The following is a 20,812-nucleotide window of genomic DNA, read 5'->3' as shown; positions in this document are numbered from 1 at the left end:
ATGTCTCGTAATACTGAAGCAACTGATGATGTCAAAACCTGGTCTGACGGGCCGCTCAACTATAAAGAAGGCTTTTTCACCCAATTAAAGACCGATGAGCTGGCAAAAGGCATTAACGAAGAGGTGGTGCGGGCAATTTCCGCCCGTCGCAACGAACCCGAGTGGATGCTTGAGTTCCGGCTCAACGCGTTCAAAGCCTGGCTGGAGATGGAAGAGCCGCACTGGTTAAAGGCCCATTATGACAAGCTGAACTATCAGGATTACAGCTATTACTCGGCGCCGTCCTGCGGCAACTGCGATGACACCTGCGCGTCTGAGCCGGGCGCGGTGCAGCAAACCGGTCCGGGCGCCTATCTGACTCAGGAAGTCGAAGAGGCGTTTAATCAGCTCGGCGTGCCGGTGCGCGAAGGCCGGGAAGTGGCGGTTGACGCGATCTTCGACTCCGTTTCGGTGGCCACCACCTATCGCGAAAAGCTGGCGGAGCAGGGGATTATCTTCTGTTCGTTTGGCGAAGCCATTCATGACCACCCGGAGCTGGTGAAAAAATATCTGGGTACCGTGGTGCCTGGCAACGACAACTTCTTCGCCGCGCTGAATGCCGCGGTGGCCTCCGACGGCACCTTTATCTACGTGCCGAAAGGCGTGCGCTGCCCGATGGAACTCTCGACCTATTTCCGGATTAACGCGGAGAAAACCGGCCAGTTCGAACGCACAATCCTCGTGGCGGATGAGGGCAGCTATGTCAGCTATATCGAAGGGTGTTCTGCTCCGGTGCGCGACAGCTATCAGCTGCACGCCGCGGTGGTCGAGGTGATTATTCACAAAGACGCCGAGGTGAAATACTCCACCGTGCAGAACTGGTTCCCGGGCGATAACAACACCGGCGGGATCCTCAACTTCGTCACCAAGCGCGCGCTGTGCGAGGGTGAGAACAGCAAGATGTCGTGGACTCAGTCGGAAACCGGCTCCGCCATCACCTGGAAGTATCCGAGCTGCATCCTGCGCGGCGATAACTCCATCGGCGAGTTTTTCTCGGTGGCGCTGACCAGCGGCCATCAGCAGGCGGACACCGGTACCAAGATGATTCATATCGGGAAAAACACCCGTTCGACGATTATTTCGAAGGGGATTTCCGCCGGCAAAAGCCAGAACAGCTACCGTGGCTTAGTCAAAATTATGCCGACGGCGACCAACGCGCGTAACTTCACGCAATGCGACTCGATGCTGATTGGGCCGGACTGCGGGGCGCATACCTTCCCGTATGTGGAATGCCGTAATAACAGCGCTCAGCTGGAGCATGAAGCGACCACCTCGCGGATCGGCGAAGATCAGCTGTTCTACTGCCTGCAGCGTGGCATCAGCGAAGATGATGCCATTTCGATGATCGTCAATGGCTTCTGTAAAGACGTCTTCTCGGAGCTGCCGCTGGAGTTTGCCGTCGAAGCGCAAAAACTGCTGGCCATCAGCCTCGAACACAGCGTCGGCTAAGCGCCAGGCTTTACGAATTAAGGGAAATCAGATGTTAAGTATTAAAAATTTGCAGGTCGCCGTTGAAGACAAAGAGATCCTGCGCGGGTTGAATCTGGAAATCCGTCCTGGCGAAGTGCACGCCATCATGGGGCCGAACGGTTCCGGGAAAAGCACCCTCTCCGCGACGCTGGCCGGGCGCGAGGACTATGAAGTCATCGGCGGTAGCGTGGAGTTCAAAGGCAAAGATTTGCTGACCCTGGCGCCGGAGGACCGCGCGGGCGAAGGCATCTTTATGGCCTTCCAGTACCCGGTAGAGATCCCCGGCGTCAGCAATCAGTTCTTCCTGCAAACCGCGCTGAATGCGGTACGCGACTATCGCGGCCAGGAAGAGCTGGATCGCTTTGACTTCCAGGATCTGATGGAAGAGAAAATTAAGCTGCTGAAGATGCCGGAAGATTTGCTGACCCGTTCGGTCAACGTCGGTTTTTCCGGCGGCGAGAAGAAGCGCAACGATATCCTGCAGATGGCGGTTCTGGAGCCTGAACTGTGCATTCTTGATGAGTCGGATTCCGGACTGGACATTGACGCCCTGAAGATTGTTTCTGAAGGCGTTAACGCGCTGCGCGACGGCAAGCGCGCCTTTATTATCGTGACCCACTACCAGCGTATTCTCGACTATATCAAGCCAGATTACGTCCACGTGCTGTATCAGGGGCGGATTGTAAAATCCGGCGACTTTACTCTGGTCAAACAACTGGAGGAGCAGGGCTATGGCTGGCTTACCGAACAGCAGTAACGCGCTGCAGCAGTGGCATCATCTGTTTGAGGCGCAGGGCGAGCAGCGAGCGCCTGAGGCGCGGCAACATCTTCAACAGATGCTGCGCCTGGGGCTGCCGACGCGCAAACATGAGAACTGGAAATATACCCCGCTGGACGCGTTGCTCAACGGCACCTTTGTAGCCCTCGCTCCCGGCACCTTGACCGCGGCGCAGCGCGACGAACGGGCGCTGGCGGTGGACGGCTGGCGTCTGGTGTTTATCGACGGGCAGTTCAGCGCGGCGTTAAGCGACGATCTGGCCGATAGCGGCTATGAGGTTAGCGTCGATAATCAACGTCAGTCGTTGCCGGATGCGGTGCAGCCGGAGGTGTTCCTGCACCTGACGGAGAGCCTGGCGCAGACGGTGACCCGCATCCGCGTGAAACGCCATCAACGTCCCGCGAAGCCGCTGCTGCTGATGCACGTGACGCGCGGCCTGGCGGGTGAAGAGTTCAACACCGCCCACTATCGCCACCATCTTGAGCTGGAGAGCGGTGCCGAGGCCACCATCATTGAGCACTATCTGAGCCTGGATGAGCATCGCCACTTCACCGGCGCGCGCCTGACCATGTCGGTAGCGGATAACGCCCACCTGCAGCATATCAAGCTGGCGTTTGAAAACGCGCAAAGCTACCACTTTGCCCATAATGACCTCTCCCTTGGGCGCGACGCCTCGGCCTTCAGCAGCAGTTTCCTGCTCGGTGGGGCGGTGTTGCGTCACCACACCAGCACCCAGCTGCAGGGCGAGAACAGCAACCTGCGGATCAACTCTCTGGCGATGCCGGTGAATAACGAGGTTTGCGACAGCCGCACCTGGCTGGACCATAACGTCGGCTACTGCAACAGCCGCCAGCTGCACAAAATGATCGTCAGCGACAAAGGACGGGCGGTGTTTAATGGCCTGATTAATGTTGCGAAGCACGCGATGAAAACCGATGGGCAGATGACCAACAACAATTTGCTGCTGGGGCGTCTGGCGGAGGTGGATACCAAGCCGCAGCTGGAAATTTACGCCGATGACGTCAAGTGCAGCCACGGCGCCACCATCGGGCGGATTGATGACGAACAGCTGTTCTATCTCCGTTCGCGGGGCATTACCCAGCAGGCGGCGCAGCATATGATCCTGTACGCTTTCGCCGCCGAACTGACGGAAGCGATCGGCGATGAGGCGCTGAGGAAACAGATCCTGATGCGCATCGGCCAGCGGTTACCGGGGGAAAAAGCATGACATTTTCTGTTGAACGGATACGCGCGGATTTTCCGGTGCTCAGCCGGGAGGTTAACGGTCAACCGCTGGTCTATCTCGACAGCGCCGCCAGCGCGCAAAAACCAGAAGCGGTGATTCGCGCCGAGGCGGAGTTCTATCGTCACGGCTATGCCGCGGTCCACCGCGGTATTCATACCCTGAGTGCGGAAGCGACGGCGCGCATGGAGCAGGTGCGCCAGCAGGCGGCAACCTTCCTCAACGCCCGTTCAGCGGAGGAGCTGGTCTTTGTCCGCGGTACCACCGAAGGGATCAACCTGGTCGCCAACAGCTGGGGTAACGCCAACGTCGGCGCCGGGGATAACATCATCATCAGCGCGATGGAACATCACGCCAATATCGTCCCATGGCAGATGCTCTGCGCCCGGGTGGGGGCGGAGCTGCGGGTGATTCCGCTGAACCCGGACGGTACCTTACAGCTGGACGCGATACCGGCGCTGTTTGATGAGCGAACCCGTCTGCTGGCGATCGCGCAGGTTTCCAACGTGCTGGGGACGGAAAACCCGCTGGCGGCTTTAATCCCGCTGGCCCATCAGCACGGGGCTAAAGTGCTGGTGGACGGCGCGCAGGCGGTGATGCACCACCCGGTGGACGTTCAGGCGCTGGATTGCGATTTTTATGTCTTCTCCGGGCATAAGCTGTACGGCCCGACCGGGATTGGCATTCTGTATGTCAAAGAGGCACTGCTGCAGGAGATGCCGCCGTGGGAAGGGGGCGGGTCGATGATTGCGACCGTCAGCCTGACGGAAGGCACCACCTGGGCGAAAGCGCCGTGGCGCTTCGAAGCGGGGACGCCGAATACCGGCGGGATTATCGGCCTTGGCGCGGCGCTGGACTATGTCAGCGCGCTCGATCTGCGGCATATCGCGGAATATGAGCAGACCCTGATGCGCTATGCGCAGCAGGAACTGGCGAAGGTTCCCGATTTAACGGTGTATGGCCCGGAGCATCGGCTGGGGGTAATTGCCTTTAATCTCGGGGCGCATCATGCCTACGATGTGGGGAGCTTCCTCGATAACTATGGTATTGCCATCAGAACCGGTCATCACTGCGCGATGCCGTTGATGGCGTTCTATCGTGTTCCGGCCATGTGTCGGGCGTCGCTGGCGATGTACAATACCACGGAAGAGGTGGATCGACTGGTTGCAGGACTTCAGCGAATTCACAAGTTATTAGGCTAAGGGAAGCAATCATGGCGGCGTTACCGGATAAAGACAAACTGCTGCGCAACTTTAGTCGTTGCGCCAACTGGGAAGAGAAGTACCTTTATATTATTGAGCTCGGCCAGCGGCTGGCGCCGCTGAGTGAGGAAGAGCATAGCGCGCAAAATATCATCCAGGGCTGCCAAAGCCAGGTGTGGATTGTGGTCGAACGGCGCGACGGCGGCACGCTTGCGCTGCGCGGCGATAGCGATGCGGCTATCGTGAAAGGGCTGATTGCCGTGGTGTTTATTCTCTACGACCAGATGACGGCGCAGGATATCACCGACTTTGACGTCCGGCCGTGGTTCGAGAAAATGGCGCTGACGCAACATCTGACGCCTTCGCGGTCGCAGGGGCTGGAAGCCATGATTCGCGCAATTCGCGCGAAAGCCGCAAATCTTAGCTAGAATAAACAGGTAGATTTCATTCTGTTACGTCAGGCCGCTGCGCATGCCGGCCTGACCGCAGATCCTGGCGTTTTATCAGCGAAAGAAGGAATCTCAGTATGAAACGCGCATCTCTCATCACCGTAGCCCTTCTGACAGCCCTGAGCGTGCAGCATAGCGCATGGGCGGTAGATTACCCTCTTCCTCCAGCGAACAGCCGGCTCATCGGGCAGAATCAATTCTGGACGGTGCAGGAAGGTGAACGCAATCTGCAGGCGATCGCCCGGCATTTTGACACGGCGGCGATGCTGATCCTTGAAGCGAACGATACCCTTGCTCCGGTAGATCCTCAGCCGGGTACGCAGGTGCTCATCCCTTCGCAGATGCTGCTGCCGGATGTTCCTCGCGAGGGGATTGTCGTGAATCTGGCGGAACTGCGTTTGTACTATTTCCCGCCGGGGCAAAATCAGGTGCAGGTTTATCCCCTTGGCATCGGCCAGTTAGGGCTGGAGACGCCGGAGATGACCACCCGCGTGGGGCAGAAGATCCCCAATCCGACCTGGACGCCGACGGCGGGCATCCGCGCGCGCTCGCTGGAGAAAGGCATCAAACTGCCGCCGGTGATCCCGGCGGGGCCGAATAACCCGTTAGGGCGCTATGCGCTGCGCCTGGCGTATGGTAACGGCGAATATCTTATTCATGGCACCAATGCCCCGGACAGCGTTGGCCTGCGGGTCAGTTCAGGCTGCATGCGGATGAACGCCGCCGATATTCAGGCGCTGTTTAACCAGGTGAAAACCGGAACCCCGGTACGCGTCATCAACCAGCCGGTGAAGTATGCGGTTGAGCCCGACGGCAAACGCTACGTCGAGGTCCATCGACCGCTATCGCAGGATGAGACCGGCAACACCCGTACGCTTGCCTACACGCTGCCTGCCGCGTTTCATCAGTTTGCCGGGGATAAAGCGGTAGACGAGGTGCAGCTTAACAAGGCATTGTCCAGACGGGCAGGTTACCCGGTCGTCGTCTCCGGCAGCGCGGATACATCCTCAGAAGGGGCGATGTCGGCGCAGAACGCACCGCGGGATGACGCGCAAAGAGTGCAGTAATCAGGACGCAGAGGGCAAAAAAATGGCGCACAATGTGCGCCATTTTTATTACACAGGTACTATTACTTACGGTATTTAGTAGCCTGGTTGTCCAGACGCTGGTTAGCGCGTGCTGCGTCGTCTTTAGCAGCCTGGACGTCAGAACGCATTGCGTTCACGTCGTTGCTCAGCTGGTCAACTTTAGCGTTCAGAGTCTGAACGTCAGAAGACAGCTGATCGATTTTAGCATTGCTGGAGCAACCAGCCAGCAGAGTAGAACCCAGGATTACCGCGCCCAGTACCAGTTTAGTACGATTCATTATTAATACCCTCTAGATTGAGTTAATCTCCATGTAGCGTTACAAGTATTACACAAACTTTTTTGGGATGAGAATATTTTTTTACGGTAATACGCTTATTTTTGATCGTTCGCTCAAAGAAACATCGAATTTGCTGCGTTGGTTTAAAAATCTGTGTGAAAACAGCACGCTTCCATCGGATTCATCTTAGATAATCTCTTATTAGATAGTAAATTCCGATTTGCATTTTTATTAACAGTAGCCAGGGGTTGAATAAAAAAAAGCGCCTGCGAAGAGGCGCCTTTAAAAAGCGAATTAACCTGTAAATTATTACAGCACGTGCACGGATGCCGTATTGGTGGTTCCGCTCGGGACCAGCGCACCAGAGACCATGACCACCACGTCGCCTTTGCGCGCCAGGCCGCTCTGCAGCGCCAGTTCTTTACCCAGGATGTAGAAATCGTCGGTAGAGGCCAGCTGCTCAACCAGCAGCGGCACAACGCCTTTGGTCAGCACCAACTGACGAGCGGTCGTTTCGTTGGTGGTCAGCGCCAGGATGGTGGCATCCGGGAAATATTTACGTACGGCACGCGCAGATTTACCGCCTTTGGTCGCGACAACGATCAGCGGCGCTTCCAGTTTTTCAGCGGTTTCCACCGCACCACGGCACACGGCTTCGGTGATGCGCAGTTTGCGGTTGTCGTTGTTGAATTCCAGACGGCTGGTCATCACGCGGTCAGTACGCTCGCAGATGGTTGCCATGATGGTGACCGCTTCCAGCGGGTATTTGCCTTTCGCGGATTCGCCAGACAACATGACGGCGTCGGTACCGTCGAGGATGGCGTTCGCCACGTCGCCGGCTTCCGCACGGGTCGGACGCGGGTTTTTGATCATCGAATCCAGCATCTGTGTTGCGGTGATAACCACTTTACGCGCGCGGATACATTTTTCGATGATCATTTTCTGCGCGAAGATCACTTCTTCAACCGGGATTTCAACGCCCATGTCGCCACGCGCAACCATGATGCCGTCAGAGGCTTCGAGGATTTCGTCGAACTTGTTCAGGCCTTCCTGGTTTTCAATTTTGGAGATGATCTGAATGTTGTCGCCGCCGTGGGCTTTCAGGTGCTCGCGAATTTCCACCACGTCGGAACGCTTGCGGATGAATGAGGCCGCCACGAAGTCAACGCCTTGCTCACAGCCGAAGATCAGGTCCTGTTTGTCTTTTTCTGCCAGCGCTGGCAGGGCGATGGAAACGCCCGGCAGGTTAACGCCCTTGTTTTCGCCCAGGTCGCCGTTGTTCAGCACTTTACAGATGACGTTTTTACCTTCGATAGCGGTCACTTCCATCCCGATCAGGCCATCGTCGACCAGGACGGTGTTGCCGACGGACAGGTCAGTGGTAAAACCTTCATAGGTCACGGCAACGATTTCGTTGTTGCCAACCACGGATTTGTCGGTGGTGAAGGTGAAAGTCTGACCGGCTTTCAGGGAGACGTCGTTACCGCCTTCCAGTTTGATGGTACGAATTTCCGGACCTTTGGTGTCCAGCAGGATAGCCGCAGTCTTACCGGTTTTGCTCAACACGTTGCGCAGGTTCTGGATGCGCTGACCGTGTTCTGCATAGTCACCGTGAGAGAAGTTCAGACGCATGACGTTCATGCCCGCGTCCAGCATTTTGGACAGCATCTCTTCGGATTCGGTTTTCGGACCGATGGTGCAAACAATTTTGGTCTTTTTCATGAAAGTTTTAGTCTTTAAGTTGTGAAGGATATGGAAATCTCGCTCCGTGGGCGCACAGCCGGGGAGTCAAACCTGTATTGCGAAAGTTGCTATGCCACGCTCTAAGAATAGGTGACAACAAAAGAGCGTGCAGAAGAAAGTGTGCTGGCGGTTCAGCCCATGAAAAGAGGCAGTATTTTATGCGTTTAGTCGTGCAGTCCAATGCGCTGAAACCATTCAAGAAAGAATCGGTGGGCATTATACGACGAGGAAACAGAAAAGGAAAATGAAAACGACGTTTCATTTTATGCCATAAAAATGTAACAAAACTCACACTCATTCCAATCTTATGTGCAACACAATTTTTCGCCAGCCGCTAAGCTAACTGCCCGAAACAGCGCGGTTTTCCGGCGGGTTCGGCCATGGAAATACCCCGTTGAAAGCGAAACGCCGTACTGGTTTGCTTTATGGCGAAAACATATCAATAATGATTTGATTGATAATGATAATTTGTGAGTCGGTTACCATGGGAAATAAAGCAAAAGACGACGAGTTGTATCAGGAAATGTGCCGGGTGGTGGGGAAAGTGGTGCTTGAAATGCGCGATCTTGGCCAGGAGCCAAAACATATCGTCATTGCCGGGGTCGTCCGCACCTCGCTGGCCAACCCGAAAATCGCCCGCTCCGAATTGACCCGCGCCGCGATGGAAAAAGTGGTGCACGCCTTATCCGGGCACGAATAACATTCCCGGTCCGCAGGCCGGGATGATTCAGGAGATCACAAACCGAACCACCGCTTTTACCGCAATCTCACAGTGGTGGGCGACCATCTCTTCGTCGTCGATGGCCGGCAGCGGGTCATCAAGATACAGGCTGCTGAAGGTGTAGAAATTCGAAACCTGATAAAAGCTAAAGCTGCTGATCAGGCGATGGACGTCACGCGCCTGGAGCCCCTCCTGAAAAATTCCCTGCTGCTGCCCGCGCTGGAGAATATCCTGCAGAATTGACAGGGCGGTTCGATTCAGCGGCTTCAGCTCTCCCGATGCGGGCAACCACTTGCCACGCTGCATATTTTCCATGCAGATAACCCGCATATAGTCCGCGTGGGTGGCATGATAGCGCACGCTCCACTTCACCAGCTGCACCAGCGCTTCCACCGGCGGCAGATGTTCCAGCCCGAGCTGCTGCTCGGTCTCGCGGATCCGCGAGTAGACGTGTTGCAGCACCGCCTGATACAACTGCTCCTTGGTTTTGAAGTAGTAAACCACCATGCGCTTGGTGGTCTGCGCTTCGGTCGCAATCTGCTCCATGCGCGCCCCTGACAGACCATGCTCGGCGAAGACGACGATCGCGGCGGCGAAAATCCGCTCCTTCAGGGATTGTGCTTCATCATGAGCAACGACAGACATAACCACTCCTTTTTTCTGAGAGACAAAAAATACACATAATGATCACAAATTAGCAACCTTGTGTGGCGTGAATGAACCAAATGATACATATTCAGTGCTCACGTCTGTTGATGACACGAGGACCTATGCTGCGATCCATTGCCACCGTCTCGATTTCCGGCACTCTGCCTGAAAAGCTCCATGCTATTGCGGCTGCGGGTTATCAAGGCGTCGAAATCTTCGAAAACGATCTACTCTATTATACCGGCACGCCGGCGGATATTCGCAATCTGGCGGCTGATTTAGGGCTAAAAATCACGCTTTTTCAACCCTTTCGCGATTTTGAAGGGGGCAGTCGTACGCAATTTGCGGCCAATATGGCGCGGGCGAAGCGCAAATTCGCCCTGATGCATGAGCTGGGCTGCGACACGATGCTGCTATGCAGTAACGTGCAGCCGGACTGCTCCGCCGATTTTTCGCTGCAGGTGGCGGATCTCGCCGCGCTGGCCGCGCTGGCTGAAGAGGAAAATATCACTATTGGCTATGAGGCGCTGGCCTGGGGCACCCACGTTAACCTCTGGTATCAGGCCTGGGAGCGGGTGAAGAGCGTCAACAGTCCGGCGCTCGGTATCGTCCTCGATAGCTTTCATATCCTCGCCCGCGGCGACACGCTGCAGCGTCTGGATGAAGTCCCGGTGGAAAAAATCACCTTTCTGCAGTTGGCCGATGCGCCGCTGATGAAGATGGATGTTCTTGAATGGAGCCGCCATTTCCGTTGCTTCCCGGGGCAGGGGCAGCTGCCGCTGGTGGAGTTTGCCGGTAAGCTGACCCGCTGCGGCTATCGGGGGCCCTGGTCGCTGGAGATCTTCAACGACGGCTTCCGCGCCTCGCCGAATGGCGCCACGGCGAAAGATGGCTATCGCGCGTTGCAGTGGCTGGAAGAGCAGACCCGGGCGCAACTGCCGGACAGCGACGCCGCGCTGTTCGCCCCACCGCCGTTAACAGACTATCTCGGCCTGGAGTTTATCGAATTTGCCGCCAGCGCCGCCGACGCGCAAGCCCTTGGCCAGCGTCTGGCCCAGCTGGGCTTTTGCCAGCAGGGGAGCCATCGTTCAAAACAGGTGGCGCTGTGGCGCAACGGCGGCGCGCGCGCCATCGTCAACTCTCAGCCCCACAGCTGGGCCGACCATTTTCATCAACGCCACGGCGTGTCGCTGTGCGCCATGGCGTTGCGCGTCAGCTGCAGCGCGACCATCGTTGAACGCGCCCGCGCCTACGGCTATGCCACCTGGCAGGGAGATGCCGGGCCCAATGAAAGCCCCATCCCGGCGATTTGCGCGCCTGACGGCAGTCTTATCTATCTGGTCGAGGCCGGTGACGATATCTACGCCCGCGATTTCCATCTGCGCGACGCGCCGACCCTGCGCGATGACTACAGCGGGATCGATCATCTGGCACTGGGGATGGAGGCGGATAGCCGCGATAACTGGATTATCTTTTTCCGCACCGTCTTCGGTTTTAGCCTTGAACATGAGCAGACCCTGCCGGATCCCTATGGCCTGGTGCGGAGCCTTGCGGTACACAGCCCGCAGGGCAATATCCGTCTGGCGTTGAATATTTCCCAGAGCCGCGCCACGCAGATTGCCCGTTCTGTCGCCTGCTATCAGGGGGCGGGATTGCAGCACGCCGCCTTTGCCTGTCGGGACCTGCCGGCGACGCTGGATGGCCTGCCGCAGGTCTCCCTCAATGCGCTGCCGATCCCGGCGAACTACTACGAGGATTTGCAGGCGCGCTTTGGCGAAGAGACGCAGGTGGCGACGCTGAAGCGCCTGCAAATTCTTTATGACCGCGATGCTCGCGGCGGCGAATTTCTGCATTTATACACCCGACCGTTCTCTGCGGGGCGCTTTTTCTTTGAATTGACCGAAAGACGTGATGGCTACGCGCAGTATGGCGCGGTGAATGCGGCCGTTCGTCTGTCGGCGATGCAGTACGCTTAGTTTGTATCAAATGGTTCATTAACCACCACATCGTCAACATAATAACAATATTCATCTGCACCCTATGACAGGAAAGACAATGAACGCATATAGCCAAAACCATACCGCGACGCCGGCGGAGAACGCCGCCACCGCGCCTCGCTCCCGGCGGCGAATTGGGATCCTCGCGCTGCTGGCCGTCGGGACGATGATTAACTACCTCGATCGCACGGTCCTCGGGATCGCCGCGCCCGGGCTAACCGGCGAACTGGGGATTGATGCGGCGGTGATGGGGATGGTGTTTTCAGCCTTCGCCTGGACCTACGCGCTGGCGCAAATCCCCGGCGGCCTGTTCCTTGACCGCTTCGGCAACAAGGTGACCTATTTCCTGTCATTAACCCTGTGGTCGCTGTTCACGCTGTTTCACGGGATGGCGACAGGATTGAAAACGCTGCTGCTGTGCCGTTTTGGCTTAGGAGTCAGCGAGGCGCCGTGCTTCCCGGTCAACAGCCGGGTGGTCAGCGCATGGTTTCCGCAGCAGGAAAGGGCCAAGGCCACGGCGGTCTATACCGTGGGGGAATACCTTGGTCTGGCCTGCTTCTCGCCGCTGCTGTTCTGGATTATGGGGAGTTTTGGCTGGCGGGCGCTGTTTATCAGCGTTGGCGTTGTTGGCGTCCTGTTTGCGCTGGTGTGGTGGCGTTGCTATCGCGAGCCGCATGAAGATAAACATCTCAGCCAGCAGGAGCGGGAACATATCGTCAGCGGCGGCGGCCTGACGACGGCGGACGCCCGGCAGGTCTCCTTCAACTGGCCGCTGGTGCGTCAGCTGCTGGGCAAAAGGCAGATTATCGGCGCCAGCCTGGGCCAGTTTGCCGGTAATACCGTGCTGGTGTTCTTCCTGACCTGGTTCCCGACCTATCTGGCCACGGAGCGTCATATGGCGTGGCTGAAGGTGGGTTTCTTCGCCATTCTGCCCTTTGTTGCCGCCGCCGCCGGGGTGATCTTCGGCGGCTGGATCTCCGACAAGCTGCTGAGAGCTACCGGCTCGGCTAACCTGGCGCGCAAGCTGCCGATCGTCGCTGGTCTGCTGATGGCCAGCACGATTATTTCCGCCAACTGGCTGACCAGCGATCTGCTGGTCATTCTGGTGATGTCGTTCGCCTTCTTTGGTCAGGGGATGGTGGGGCTGGGCTGGACCTTGATTTCCGATATTGCGCCAAAAGGGCTGGGGGGGCTAACCGCCGGTTTATTTAACTTCTGCGCCAACTTCGCCGGGATCCTCACCCCGCTGGTCATCGGCTTTATCGTGGCGGTTTCTGGCGACTTCTTCTATGCGCTGATCTATATCGGCGGCGCGGCGCTGATCGGCGTGGTGGGGTATCTGTTTGTGCTGGGTGATGTCAAACGTATTGAATTAACGCAGTAAAGGAGCAGGAGATGGTGATTAGTGGTCATACGCGGCTGATAGCGCATCTGGGCTATCCGACCGCCGGTTTTAAAGCGCCGATGATCTACAATCCGTGGTTTGACAACCGCCAGGTGGATGTCAAAGTGGTACCGACGGGCGTGAAGCCCGAGGCGTTCGCCGCATTTGTCCCGACGCTGTTTACGATGACCAATATTATCGGCGCGCTGGTCACTATGCCGCACAAGATTGCCACCTGCGGTCTGGTACAGCATCTCAGCCCAACGGCGGCGATTGCCGGCGCCTGCAACGCTATCCGTCGCGAAGCGGACGGCAGCCTGAGCGGCGATATGTTTGACGGCGACGGGTTTGTCCTCGGCATCCGGCGCAAAGGTTTTCAAACGGCGGGGGCGCGGGCGCTGGTGGTCGGCTGCGGCGGCGTCGGCTCGGCGATTGCCGCCTCGCTGGCGGCGGCGGGCGTACGCGCCCTGACGCTGTATGATAGCCGCCCGGAGGCGGCCCACGCGCTGGCCGGGCGCCTGCTGCAGCACTATCCGCTGTTAGATATCAGCCTGATGCGGCGCGATCCGCACGGGCACGATCTGGTGGTTAACGCCACGCCGCTGGGCATGAAGGCGGGCGATCCGCTGCCGCTGGATCCGCACCGGCTGACGCCCGGCACCTGGGTGGGGGAAGTGGTGATGACCCAGGAGTTCACCCCGTTGCTACAGGCGGCACAGGCGCGCGGCTGTCCCGTCCAGCGTGGCACCGATATGCTGTTTGAGATGATTCCCGCCTATCTGCGTTTCTTCAATCTGCCGGTCGCCACCCCGGAGCGGCTGCGCGAGCTGGCGGAAATTCGCTACTGAATCGCCAGCGGCCCGGTTAACATAGGATTCTGTTTCCGGGCGTTAAGCGAGCCATCTTATGAGTACAGCAGTCGTTCTGCTGGCGGCGGGGAGCCTGAAAGGGGCCTTCATCCCGCTGCTGGCGCGTTTTCATCAGCAGACCGGTATTGTGGTCGAAGCCCATTTTGCGCCGGCGGGCCTGCTGCGCGAGCGGATTGAAGCCGGAGAGCGTTGCTCGGTTTTCGCCTCTGCTAACCGCCAGCATCCTCAGGCGCTGCAGCTGGCGGGACTGGCGGGGGAGTGTCGTTCGTTTGCCGGCAACCAGCTGATACTGACCGCCCGCCGTTCCGCCGCCGGCGACGAGGCCGACTGGCTGGCGTTACTGCGCGATCCGCAGCTGCGCCTGGCTACCTCAACGCCGGGCTGCGACCCTTCCGGCGACTACGCCTGGCAACTGTTTGTGCGCATTGAAGCCCGTTTTCCCGGCGTCGGTAAGGCGCTGATGGTCCGCGCTCGGCAACTGGTGGGCGGGAGGCAATCGTTAAGCGTCCCGCCGGGTGAGACGGCGGGGGCCTGGCTGATCCGCGAAGGGCTCGCCGATCTGTTTATCGGCTATGCCCACTACGCCAGTCAGATGAGGGCGGGAGACGATCTGCGAACGGTGGCGATCCCGCCGCCGTGGAATATTCAGGCCGACTATCAGCTGACGGTGACGGCAGAGAGCGCCGGGGCGCAGCGGCTGTGTCGCTTCATCCTCGGCGCGGAAGGCCAGCGGTTCCTGCGGGCGGCCGGTTTTCTGCCGGCTAGCGCCGAATCGTGAACTGCGGCGCCAGCAGCGGCACCGGAGAACCGGGGTGGTCGATTTTGCGTACCGGTAAACCGTAGGCGCGCTGCAGATGCGCTTCGCTGAGCACCTCGGCGGAGCGCCCTGCCAGCCATTCGCCGCCCGGCAACAGCAGCAGCGTATGGCTGGCGACCTGCAGCGCGTGGGTGGGATCGTGGGTGGTAAACAGTACCGTGCGCGTCTGGCGGCGCGCCAGATCGCTAATCAGCTGCAGCACCACCTGCTGATTGGCGAGGTCCAGCGCTGAACAGGGCTCATCCAGCAGGATGTTCTGGCTGGCCCCGACCAGCGCGCGGGCGATCAGCACCAGCTGCTGCTGGCCGCCGGAGAGCGCGCGGAAGGCGCTGGTTGCAAGAGGCGCAATCCCGAGCTGGCACAACGCCGCCTGCACCTGCCGCTCATCTTCCGCGCTGGGTTGGGCAAACAGATCGACATGGCGAGCGCGCCCCATCAGGACCACATCCCGCACCTGCCAGTTAAACGCCGGGCGGAAGGACTGCGGCACAATCGCCACGCCGCCTTCACTGTGGAAACGCCCGCCAAGGGGCGGCAGCACCCCGGTAAGGGTGTCGAGCAGGGTGCTTTTTCCGCGCCCGTTAGCGCCGAGCACCGCCCAGATTTCACCGGGCCGGCACTGCAGGCTAAGGGGAGTAAACAGCGGCTGACGATGCCCGTAGAGCAACGCCGTCAGGCTAAGTGAAACCTTCATCAGACGACTCCCCGACGACGTGAGTGGATCAGCAGCCAGGTGAACAGCGGCGCGCCGAGCAGGGCGGTGATAATCCCGACCGGAATTTCCGCCTGGGTCAACGAGCGGGCAAGGTCATCCACCACGATCATAAACCCGCCGCCGAGCCAGAAGGCGGTGGGCAGCAGACGACGGTGGTCGGCGCCGACCAGCAGCCGCGCCAGATGCGGGATAACCAGCCCGACCCACGCGATACTGCCGCTCACCGCCACCTGAGCGACGACCAGCACGGCGCAGCAAACCAGTACTCCACGACGCAGGGCGGTGACCGACACTCCAAGGCCGCGCGCGTCTTTGTCCTCCAGCGCCAGCAGGTTAATTCGCCAACGGAGTTTAAGCAGGATTGCGGCGGTGACGATAATCGGCAGGGTCATGATCGCCACTTTGTGCCAGTTGGCGGTGGCGAAGCTGCCCAGCAGCCAGAAGACGATATTCGGCAGCGTCTCTTCGGTATCGGCCAGATACTGCATCAGGCTGACGAGGGCGGCGAAAAAACCGCTGAGGATAATCCCGGAGAGGATCAGCACCAGCGTATTTTCCCGTCCCTGCAGCGCCGCGATCAGATAAACCAGCATCAGCGCCAGCAAACCAAAACCGAAGGTTGAGGTCATCATCAGCACGGTGTCCAGCCCCAGCAGGATCGCCAGCGTTCCGCCAAATGCGGATCCGGAGGTGACGCCAATGATATGGGGGTCCACCAGCGGGTTCTGGAACACCCCCTGCAGCGTGGCGCCGCACAGACCCAGCGCGCCGCCGGCCAGTAGCGCCATCACCACGCGCGGCAGGCGCACCGACCAGACGATCTGCCCGGCCACGCCGTCGGTAGGCGCCAGATGGCTTAGCTGGGCGAAAACTTCGCTCAGCGTGAGGTGATACTGGCCTGCACAGAGCGAGGCGAGGGCAATCAGTAACGTCGCCAGCGCCAGCCCGCCCTGTAACAGCGCCGGATGGCGATTACTGAGCATCCGGCGTCCACTTCACGCGATAAAATCGCTGGTAGTAATCCCGGGCGTGGGCATCGATGTCTACGCCGTTATACCGGGAGGGGTAGAGCTTTTTCGCCATCCACAGCTCGCCGAGCGCCAGCGCTTCCGGCATCGGGTAGCCCCAGGCTTTGGCATATTCCGGCATTAGCCAGACGCGGTGATTTTTTACCGCATCGATCCCTTGCCACTGCGGATCGTTTTCGATCTGTTTGACGACCTGCGGATAGCGGTCCTGGACAAAGATCACCTGCGGGTTCCACTGTAGAACCTGCTCCATTGAGACCTGACGCGCGCCTTTGACCGAGGCGGCCGCCACGTTCAGCGCGCCGGCGTGCTTCATCATCAGGCCGGTGTATTTCCCGGAGCCGTAGGTGTTGAGATCCGGGTTGGCCATATAGACGCGCACGCGCCGATCGTCGGGAATATCCGCGACCGGCGCGTTGGCTTTGCTGCGTGCGTCAAAGGTATAGCGAATCAGCTCTTCTGCCTGGGTCTTGCGCTCGACCACTTCGCCAATCAGGCGAATGCCCTGCTTCAGGCCCTCGTTATAGGCCTGTTCTTCATCGGCCATCGACGGGTTCATTTTGTCTTTCTCGCCGGCGGCGTCCTGACGTAACGAGACGGCGACCACCGGGATGCCGGCATGCTGAATCTGCTCAATCATCGCCTGTGGCGCGTAGTTGGCGACAAATACCACCTGTGGATGCAGCGCCAGCAGGCTCTCGATATTGACCTGGGTTAAATCACCGGGCGTCGGCAACTGCTCAATCCCGGGCATAAAGCGGGCGAAAGCGGGGCCGAGCTGTTTTTTCCAGCTGCTCATCACGCCGACAATCTCATCGGCGGCGTTAAGCTGCACCAGCAGGTTTAGGGTCTGGTGCTGCAGCACCACGGCGCGGGTAATATGGTCCGGGAGGGTCACTTCGCGGCCAAGCTGGTCGGTGACGGTACGTTCGGCCAGGGCATTGCCGGTGAACAGGCTGGCGCTAACCAGGGTCAGTCCCAGCAAAAAACGGGATAGTTTCGACATGAATGGGCTCGGTTGGGTGAGAAGAATCGCTGTGTATTAAAATATATAGCGCAGCCGGACGCAATGTTAACCGGCCGGTATACCCCTTCAGGACAGGTTTATATGTAAAATACGCACGGTTGCCGTCACGCGGGTGGGAACCTTGCGCATCTGCCGACTTTGGCATACGGTAAATTATCCTCCATTGATTGCCTCTGCCGCTATGTCCTTTCAATCCCGCTTACTTTGCGATATTCCCGGCATTCGCTATGCCTTCCTCGATGTCCACGAAACGGCCGCCTTTCCCTATGGTGAAATGGCTCCGGTGAAGCTGGTGCACGGCAACGTCGTCCATCATTATCAGGCTCCGCTGGCGGAGCGGCCCCATGCCGACGCGGTCTTCACCGAAGTTCGCGGGCAGAAGGTTGGGGTGGTGACCGCCGACTGCCTGCCGATGCTGATGGCCTCCCGTGACGGGCGCTTTGTCTGCAGCGTTCATGCGGGCTGGCGCGGCGCGGCGAGCGGGATTATCGAGAATAGCCTCTCCCTCTTCCGCCAGCACGGCGTGCCGGCGGAAGAGGTGGTGGTTGTGACCGGGCCGCATATCCATGCCTGCTGCTATGAGGTCTCCGCCGGGTTTTACCGGACGCTGCTGGCGATGCCTGCGGGCGAGCTGGCGGAACGGCATCGTGACCAGCTGTTGCGCCATCGTCATCAGCCGCCGTCGGATGCGCAAAAAGCGCGGGCGACGGGGGAAGATAATCTGTGGTTCGATCTGCGGGCGTTTGCTCAGCTCCTGCTACGCCGGGCGGGCGTCGCGGACAACCATGTCGAATGGCTGGGCGGCTGCACCTACTGTACGCCGCAGTCGCTGGGGTCGTTCCGACGACGTACCCATTTCCCGGCTGAGAAAACGTTTCAGTACTCGTGGATTATGCGTGAAAACCACCCGGAATAATGGGGGAAGGTTCAATCACGCCAGGCCTTATCCCGTCGGCGGAAAAGGCGACGGCGGCGGGATGAGGGTCTCTTACGGCAGTTTATACGCCTGCCGCGCCAGCAGTTTCCAACCCTCGGTCTGGCCTTTTTTCCACACCTGCAGCACGCCGATATGAATGTCTCCCTGCTTTGTCTGGGCGTCAAACTGGTGCCGGACTATCGCCACGTCGCCCTCCACGCTGACCGTCTGGTCCCTGAGCGTGATGGTCTGGAAACTCGATTTACCGCTGGCGATGGCGGCAACAAACTGCGCATTGTTTTCCAGACGACCGTTGGAGTGGCCGTAGCTGAGACCGGGGGCGCCGATTTTTTCCAGCCCGGCCTTATCGGCGCTCAGCATTGCCAGGCGCATCTGTTCCACCGCCTGATTAACCGCCGCAACCTCCGCGCTGCTGGCTAATGCGCTTCCGCTGAACGCCAGCGCTAACACCACCGTGCTTAGTAACTTTTTCATCTTATTTATCCTGTCCCGTTAAATTAGCCGTGTCAGTTAGCGCCCGGCTACCGCCTCGTTCATCCGCCGGGCATAAAAAGTATAAAATGCCGACGCAGGCCGCTCACCGTGTAACCCCACAGCATTTTCGCCGGTGGTAACGAGGCTTTGTGGCTTACGCCCAATGTCGTGGGCGATGGCTCACGCAAATGAAAGCGGCCTGCTGCGGCCAGGGGGAATAGGAGAAAGCGGACGTTGCCGTGTCGACATGATAACGGCTGGCTGCGGAGTGGCTGGATAAGCGCGGATGCGCAGGGCGGCCCGGCGTTCGCCGGGCCGCCATACTACAGTACCGTAAAGCCGTGGGTACCATCGCGCTCCAGCTGAGCGACGAGTCCGAACTCCCAGTCCAGATAGGCCTGCATCGCTTCGCGGGAGTTATCGGTCCCTTCATACGGCCGGCGATAGCGATCGCTGCGCGCGGTGGCCAGATGGGTCGCGCCATGCTCCAGCGGCAGCCCGGCGGCGATCCATGCCGCGGTCCCGCCGCGGAGCAACTGTACCGGTTTACCGGTCAGCGCCGCCACTTCGGTGACAGCGTAACGCGCCAGCAGGCTGCTGCCACAGGTCAGGACGTAACGGCTGGCGGGAGGAATGACCTCCAGCGCCTGTTTTAATCGCGAACGCACCAGCCACCAGGCGCCGGGAATATGCCGGGCGACGTAGTTGGCGCTGGTGGTGAAATCGAGCACCACCGTACCCGGTTCGCGCAGCCGTTCGGCCAGTTGCTGGGGAGCGATCTCTTCGACCTCGGGGGCGGCGGGGACGCTGGCGGCGGGGTGCCCGCGCTCGCTAAAGTGCGCCGCCGTCAAACCCTGGAGAACCGCCGTCTCCCAGCCCATCTGCGCCAGCCAGGAGGCGGCGATCGCCGCGCGAACGCCGTCGTCGTCAATCAGCACAATCCGCGCGCCGCGCACGCTGGCGTGGTGATCGGTCTCCTGCACCAGCTGGCCGCCCGGTGTGCTGTGGCTGCCGGGCAGATGGCCCGCAGCATACTCTTCCGGGCTGCGGACATCGAAAAGATAGCTGGTGCGATCGTCCTGCTGTTGCCAGCGGCTGAGCGTGGCGAGATCGATAAAGTCTACGCCGGCGCGCCCGGCCAACTGCCTGACCTGCTGGCGCCGCGCCGTCGAAGCCAGGGATTCGTTCGCATAGCGCCGCTGTTGCCCATGTTCCAGCGTCAGACCCGCCAGCGTCCAGCCGATGGTGCCATTACGCAGGGCGTAGACCGGGTTGCCGATCCCGGCGTTAATTAATGACTGGGCGCCGATAATACTGCGGGTGCGGCCTGCGCAGTTGACCACGATCGGCGTCTGCGGCGAGGCGGCCAGGCTTTCGATGCGCAGCGCCAGCTCGCCACCGGGCACGCTGATGCTGCCGGGAATATTCATGGTCTGATACTCATCGAAACGCCGGGCATCAACGATGAGCACCGGCTGCGGACCGTCGATCAGCGCCTGTACCTCCTCTGGGCTGAGCGAGGGCGTATGACGCACGCTCTCAACCAGCTCGCCAAAGGCTTTGCTTGGGGAGTTTACATCCTGGAACAGTTCGCCGCCGCTGCGCAGCCAGCCTTTCAGCCCGCCCTCCAGCAAGGCGACATCCTGATAGCCCCAGTCGCGCAGTCGGTCAACGGCCAGTGCCGCCAGCCCTTCGCCATCATCATACACCGTCACCGGTGTGGTCAGCCTTGGCACCCGGCGGGCGATTTCCAGCTCAAGCTTGCTCAGCGGCAGGTTCACTGCGAACAGCGGGTGCGCGGTGGCAAACTCCGCTTCTTCGCGGACATCAATCAACGCCAGCTCAGCGTGGTCAAGCAGCGCCTGGCGCAGCTGTGCGGCCTGGCGATAGCGGTGGAGAGGCATA

The 20,812-nt window shown here is 59.5% G+C and carries 20 protein-coding genes; 12 read left to right on the top strand and 8 right to left on the bottom strand.

Annotated elements, in window-relative coordinates:
* The 6 genes from sufB to ACI2JR_RS03780 all read left to right on the top strand — a co-directional run bounded on the left by sufB (nucleotide 1) and on the right by ACI2JR_RS03780 (nucleotide 6,248).
* Nucleotides 1-1,488, top strand: coding sequence for a Fe-S cluster assembly protein SufB (gene sufB / locus ACI2JR_RS03805; protein ID WP_132730653.1), 1,488 nt, complete (start codon nucleotides 1-3; stop codon nucleotides 1,486-1,488).
* Between the two features lie 31 nt (nucleotides 1,489-1,519).
* On the top strand, nucleotides 1,520-2,266 hold the full coding sequence (sufC, locus tag ACI2JR_RS03800) for a Fe-S cluster assembly ATPase SufC (RefSeq protein WP_132730654.1): 747 nt from the start codon (nucleotides 1,520-1,522) through the stop codon (nucleotides 2,264-2,266).
* Nucleotides 2,241-3,515 carry a Fe-S cluster assembly protein SufD gene (gene sufD / locus ACI2JR_RS03795; protein ID WP_462477918.1) on the top strand — a complete coding sequence of 425 codons (1,275 nt, stop codon included), beginning with the start codon at nucleotides 2,241-2,243 and terminating at the stop codon, nucleotides 3,513-3,515. The genes sufC and sufD overlap by 26 nt, the downstream gene beginning before the upstream one ends.
* The gene (gene sufS / locus ACI2JR_RS03790) at nucleotides 3,512-4,732 is read left to right on the top strand and encodes a cysteine desulfurase SufS (protein WP_132730656.1); all 1,221 of its coding nucleotides are present in this window, start codon (nucleotides 3,512-3,514) and stop codon (nucleotides 4,730-4,732) included. The genes sufD and sufS overlap by 4 nt, the downstream gene beginning before the upstream one ends.
* A gap of 11 nt (nucleotides 4,733-4,743) precedes the next feature.
* On the top strand, nucleotides 4,744-5,160 hold the full coding sequence (sufE, locus tag ACI2JR_RS03785; protein WP_132730657.1) for a cysteine desulfuration protein SufE: 417 nt from the start codon (nucleotides 4,744-4,746) through the stop codon (nucleotides 5,158-5,160).
* Between the two features lie 98 nt (nucleotides 5,161-5,258).
* On the top strand, nucleotides 5,259-6,248 hold the full coding sequence (locus ACI2JR_RS03780) for a L,D-transpeptidase family protein (protein WP_462477917.1): 990 nt from the start codon (nucleotides 5,259-5,261) through the stop codon (nucleotides 6,246-6,248).
* A gap of 62 nt (nucleotides 6,249-6,310) precedes the next feature.
* On the opposite strand, the gene lpp is transcribed toward ACI2JR_RS03780, so the two are convergent.
* Nucleotides 6,311-6,547 carry a murein lipoprotein Lpp gene (gene lpp / locus ACI2JR_RS03775; RefSeq protein ID WP_001082307.1) on the bottom strand — a complete coding sequence of 79 codons (237 nt, stop codon included), beginning with the start codon at nucleotides 6,545-6,547 and terminating at the stop codon, nucleotides 6,311-6,313.
* Nucleotides 6,548-6,856: 309 nt separating this feature from the next.
* Complete coding sequence (pykF, locus tag ACI2JR_RS03770; RefSeq protein WP_462477916.1) at nucleotides 6,857-8,269, bottom strand: pyruvate kinase PykF; 1,413 nt, start codon at nucleotides 8,267-8,269, stop codon at nucleotides 6,857-6,859.
* Between the two features lie 505 nt (nucleotides 8,270-8,774).
* On the opposite strand from pykF, the gene fumD reads away from it, so the two are divergent.
* Complete coding sequence (gene fumD, locus ACI2JR_RS03765) at nucleotides 8,775-8,990, top strand: fumarate hydratase FumD (RefSeq protein WP_132730660.1); 216 nt, start codon at nucleotides 8,775-8,777, stop codon at nucleotides 8,988-8,990.
* Nucleotides 8,991-9,017: 27 nt separating this feature from the next.
* Here the strand turns inward: fumD and ACI2JR_RS03760 are convergent, their stop codons facing one another.
* On the bottom strand, nucleotides 9,018-9,656 hold the full coding sequence (locus ACI2JR_RS03760; protein WP_132730661.1) for a TetR/AcrR family transcriptional regulator: 639 nt from the start codon (nucleotides 9,654-9,656) through the stop codon (nucleotides 9,018-9,020).
* Nucleotides 9,657-9,781: 125 nt separating this feature from the next.
* On the opposite strand from ACI2JR_RS03760, the gene ACI2JR_RS03755 reads away from it, so the two are divergent.
* The 4 genes from ACI2JR_RS03755 to ACI2JR_RS03740 all read left to right on the top strand — a co-directional run bounded on the left by ACI2JR_RS03755 (nucleotide 9,782) and on the right by ACI2JR_RS03740 (nucleotide 14,687).
* Nucleotides 9,782-11,635: a bifunctional sugar phosphate isomerase/epimerase/4-hydroxyphenylpyruvate dioxygenase family protein gene (locus ACI2JR_RS03755; RefSeq protein WP_462477915.1), complete on the top strand. Its 1,854-nt coding sequence runs from the start codon at nucleotides 9,782-9,784 to the stop codon at nucleotides 11,633-11,635.
* Nucleotides 11,636-11,714: 79 nt separating this feature from the next.
* Nucleotides 11,715-13,040, top strand: coding sequence for an MFS transporter (locus tag ACI2JR_RS03750; protein ID WP_132730663.1), 1,326 nt, complete (start codon nucleotides 11,715-11,717; stop codon nucleotides 13,038-13,040).
* Between the two features lie 11 nt (nucleotides 13,041-13,051).
* Nucleotides 13,052-13,888 (top strand): shikimate dehydrogenase family protein, encoded by an 837-nt coding sequence (locus ACI2JR_RS03745; protein ID WP_462477914.1) that lies wholly within the window; start codon nucleotides 13,052-13,054, stop codon nucleotides 13,886-13,888.
* A 58-nt stretch (nucleotides 13,889-13,946) separates the two neighbouring features.
* Entirely contained in the window at nucleotides 13,947-14,687 is a 741-nt protein-coding gene (locus ACI2JR_RS03740; RefSeq protein WP_132730665.1) for a substrate-binding domain-containing protein, read from the top strand.
* Here the strand turns inward: ACI2JR_RS03740 and ACI2JR_RS03735 are convergent.
* Genes ACI2JR_RS03735 through ACI2JR_RS03725 form a run of 3 tightly spaced genes read right to left on the bottom strand, consistent with a single transcriptional unit; the run spans nucleotide 14,671 to nucleotide 17,475 of the window.
* Entirely contained in the window at nucleotides 14,671-15,420 is a 750-nt protein-coding gene (locus ACI2JR_RS03735) for an ABC transporter ATP-binding protein (RefSeq protein ID WP_132730666.1), read from the bottom strand. The genes ACI2JR_RS03740 and ACI2JR_RS03735 overlap by 17 nt on opposite strands.
* Nucleotides 15,420-16,424: a FecCD family ABC transporter permease gene (locus ACI2JR_RS03730; protein WP_462477913.1), complete on the bottom strand. Its 1,005-nt coding sequence runs from the start codon at nucleotides 16,422-16,424 to the stop codon at nucleotides 15,420-15,422. The genes ACI2JR_RS03735 and ACI2JR_RS03730 overlap by 1 nt, the downstream gene beginning before the upstream one ends.
* Complete coding sequence (locus tag ACI2JR_RS03725; protein WP_462477912.1) at nucleotides 16,414-17,475, bottom strand: ABC transporter substrate-binding protein; 1,062 nt, start codon at nucleotides 17,473-17,475, stop codon at nucleotides 16,414-16,416. Before ACI2JR_RS03725 ends, ACI2JR_RS03730 begins: the two co-directional genes overlap by 11 nt.
* A 202-nt stretch (nucleotides 17,476-17,677) precedes the next feature.
* On the opposite strand from ACI2JR_RS03725, the gene ACI2JR_RS03720 reads away from it, so the two are divergent.
* Entirely contained in the window at nucleotides 17,678-18,412 is a 735-nt protein-coding gene (locus ACI2JR_RS03720; protein WP_462477911.1) for a polyphenol oxidase family protein, read from the top strand.
* Nucleotides 18,413-18,484: 72 nt separating this feature from the next.
* Here the strand turns inward: ACI2JR_RS03720 and ACI2JR_RS03715 are convergent, their stop codons facing one another.
* Nucleotides 18,485-18,907 carry a nuclear transport factor 2 family protein gene (locus ACI2JR_RS03715; RefSeq protein ID WP_462477910.1) on the bottom strand — a complete coding sequence of 141 codons (423 nt, stop codon included), beginning with the start codon at nucleotides 18,905-18,907 and terminating at the stop codon, nucleotides 18,485-18,487.
* A gap of 323 nt (nucleotides 18,908-19,230) precedes the next feature.
* On the bottom strand, nucleotides 19,231-20,811 hold the full coding sequence (locus ACI2JR_RS03710; protein WP_462477909.1) for a rhodanese homology domain-containing protein: 1,581 nt from the start codon (nucleotides 20,809-20,811) through the stop codon (nucleotides 19,231-19,233).
* Between the last annotated feature and the right edge of the window lies 1 nt (nucleotide 20,812).

The organism is Klebsiella sp. NPDC088457 (assembly GCF_044900465.1).
Lineage (GTDB): Bacteria > Pseudomonadota > Gammaproteobacteria > Enterobacterales > Enterobacteriaceae > Klebsiella.
The sequence above is the reverse complement of the archived record's forward strand: the minus strand, read 5'-3'. Positions and strand labels throughout refer to the sequence as shown.

Excerpts from the sequence above, each read along its gene's own strand:
- sufB (WP_132730653.1), top strand. The coding sequence starts at position 1 with ATGTCTCGTAATACTGAAGCAACTGATGATGTCAAAACCTGGTCTGAC.
- sufC (WP_132730654.1), top strand. The coding sequence starts at position 1,520 with ATGTTAAGTATTAAAAATTTGCAGGTCGCCGTTGAAGACAAAGAGATC.
- sufD (WP_462477918.1), top strand. The coding sequence starts at position 2,241 with ATGGCTGGCTTACCGAACAGCAGTAACGCGCTGCAGCAGTGGCATCAT.
- sufS (WP_132730656.1), top strand. The coding sequence starts at position 3,512 with ATGACATTTTCTGTTGAACGGATACGCGCGGATTTTCCGGTGCTCAGC.
- sufE (WP_132730657.1), top strand. The coding sequence starts at position 4,744 with ATGGCGGCGTTACCGGATAAAGACAAACTGCTGCGCAACTTTAGTCGT.
- ACI2JR_RS03780 (WP_462477917.1), top strand. The coding sequence starts at position 5,259 with ATGAAACGCGCATCTCTCATCACCGTAGCCCTTCTGACAGCCCTGAGC.
- lpp (WP_001082307.1), bottom strand. The coding sequence starts at position 6,547 with ATGAATCGTACTAAACTGGTACTGGGCGCGGTAATCCTGGGTTCTACT.
- pykF (WP_462477916.1), bottom strand. The coding sequence starts at position 8,269 with ATGAAAAAGACCAAAATTGTTTGCACCATCGGTCCGAAAACCGAATCC.
- fumD (WP_132730660.1), top strand. The coding sequence starts at position 8,775 with ATGGGAAATAAAGCAAAAGACGACGAGTTGTATCAGGAAATGTGCCGG.
- ACI2JR_RS03760 (WP_132730661.1), bottom strand. The coding sequence starts at position 9,656 with ATGTCTGTCGTTGCTCATGATGAAGCACAATCCCTGAAGGAGCGGATT.
- ACI2JR_RS03755 (WP_462477915.1), top strand. The coding sequence starts at position 9,782 with ATGCTGCGATCCATTGCCACCGTCTCGATTTCCGGCACTCTGCCTGAA.
- ACI2JR_RS03750 (WP_132730663.1), top strand. The coding sequence starts at position 11,715 with ATGAACGCATATAGCCAAAACCATACCGCGACGCCGGCGGAGAACGCC.
- ACI2JR_RS03745 (WP_462477914.1), top strand. The coding sequence starts at position 13,052 with ATGGTGATTAGTGGTCATACGCGGCTGATAGCGCATCTGGGCTATCCG.
- ACI2JR_RS03740 (WP_132730665.1), top strand. The coding sequence starts at position 13,947 with ATGAGTACAGCAGTCGTTCTGCTGGCGGCGGGGAGCCTGAAAGGGGCC.
- ACI2JR_RS03735 (WP_132730666.1), bottom strand. The coding sequence starts at position 15,420 with ATGAAGGTTTCACTTAGCCTGACGGCGTTGCTCTACGGGCATCGTCAG.
- ACI2JR_RS03730 (WP_462477913.1), bottom strand. The coding sequence starts at position 16,424 with ATGCTCAGTAATCGCCATCCGGCGCTGTTACAGGGCGGGCTGGCGCTG.
- ACI2JR_RS03725 (WP_462477912.1), bottom strand. The coding sequence starts at position 17,475 with ATGTCGAAACTATCCCGTTTTTTGCTGGGACTGACCCTGGTTAGCGCC.
- ACI2JR_RS03720 (WP_462477911.1), top strand. The coding sequence starts at position 17,678 with ATGTCCTTTCAATCCCGCTTACTTTGCGATATTCCCGGCATTCGCTAT.
- ACI2JR_RS03715 (WP_462477910.1), bottom strand. The coding sequence starts at position 18,907 with ATGAAAAAGTTACTAAGCACGGTGGTGTTAGCGCTGGCGTTCAGCGGA.
- ACI2JR_RS03710 (WP_462477909.1), bottom strand. The coding sequence starts at position 20,811 with ATGCCTCTCCACCGCTATCGCCAGGCCGCACAGCTGCGCCAGGCGCTG.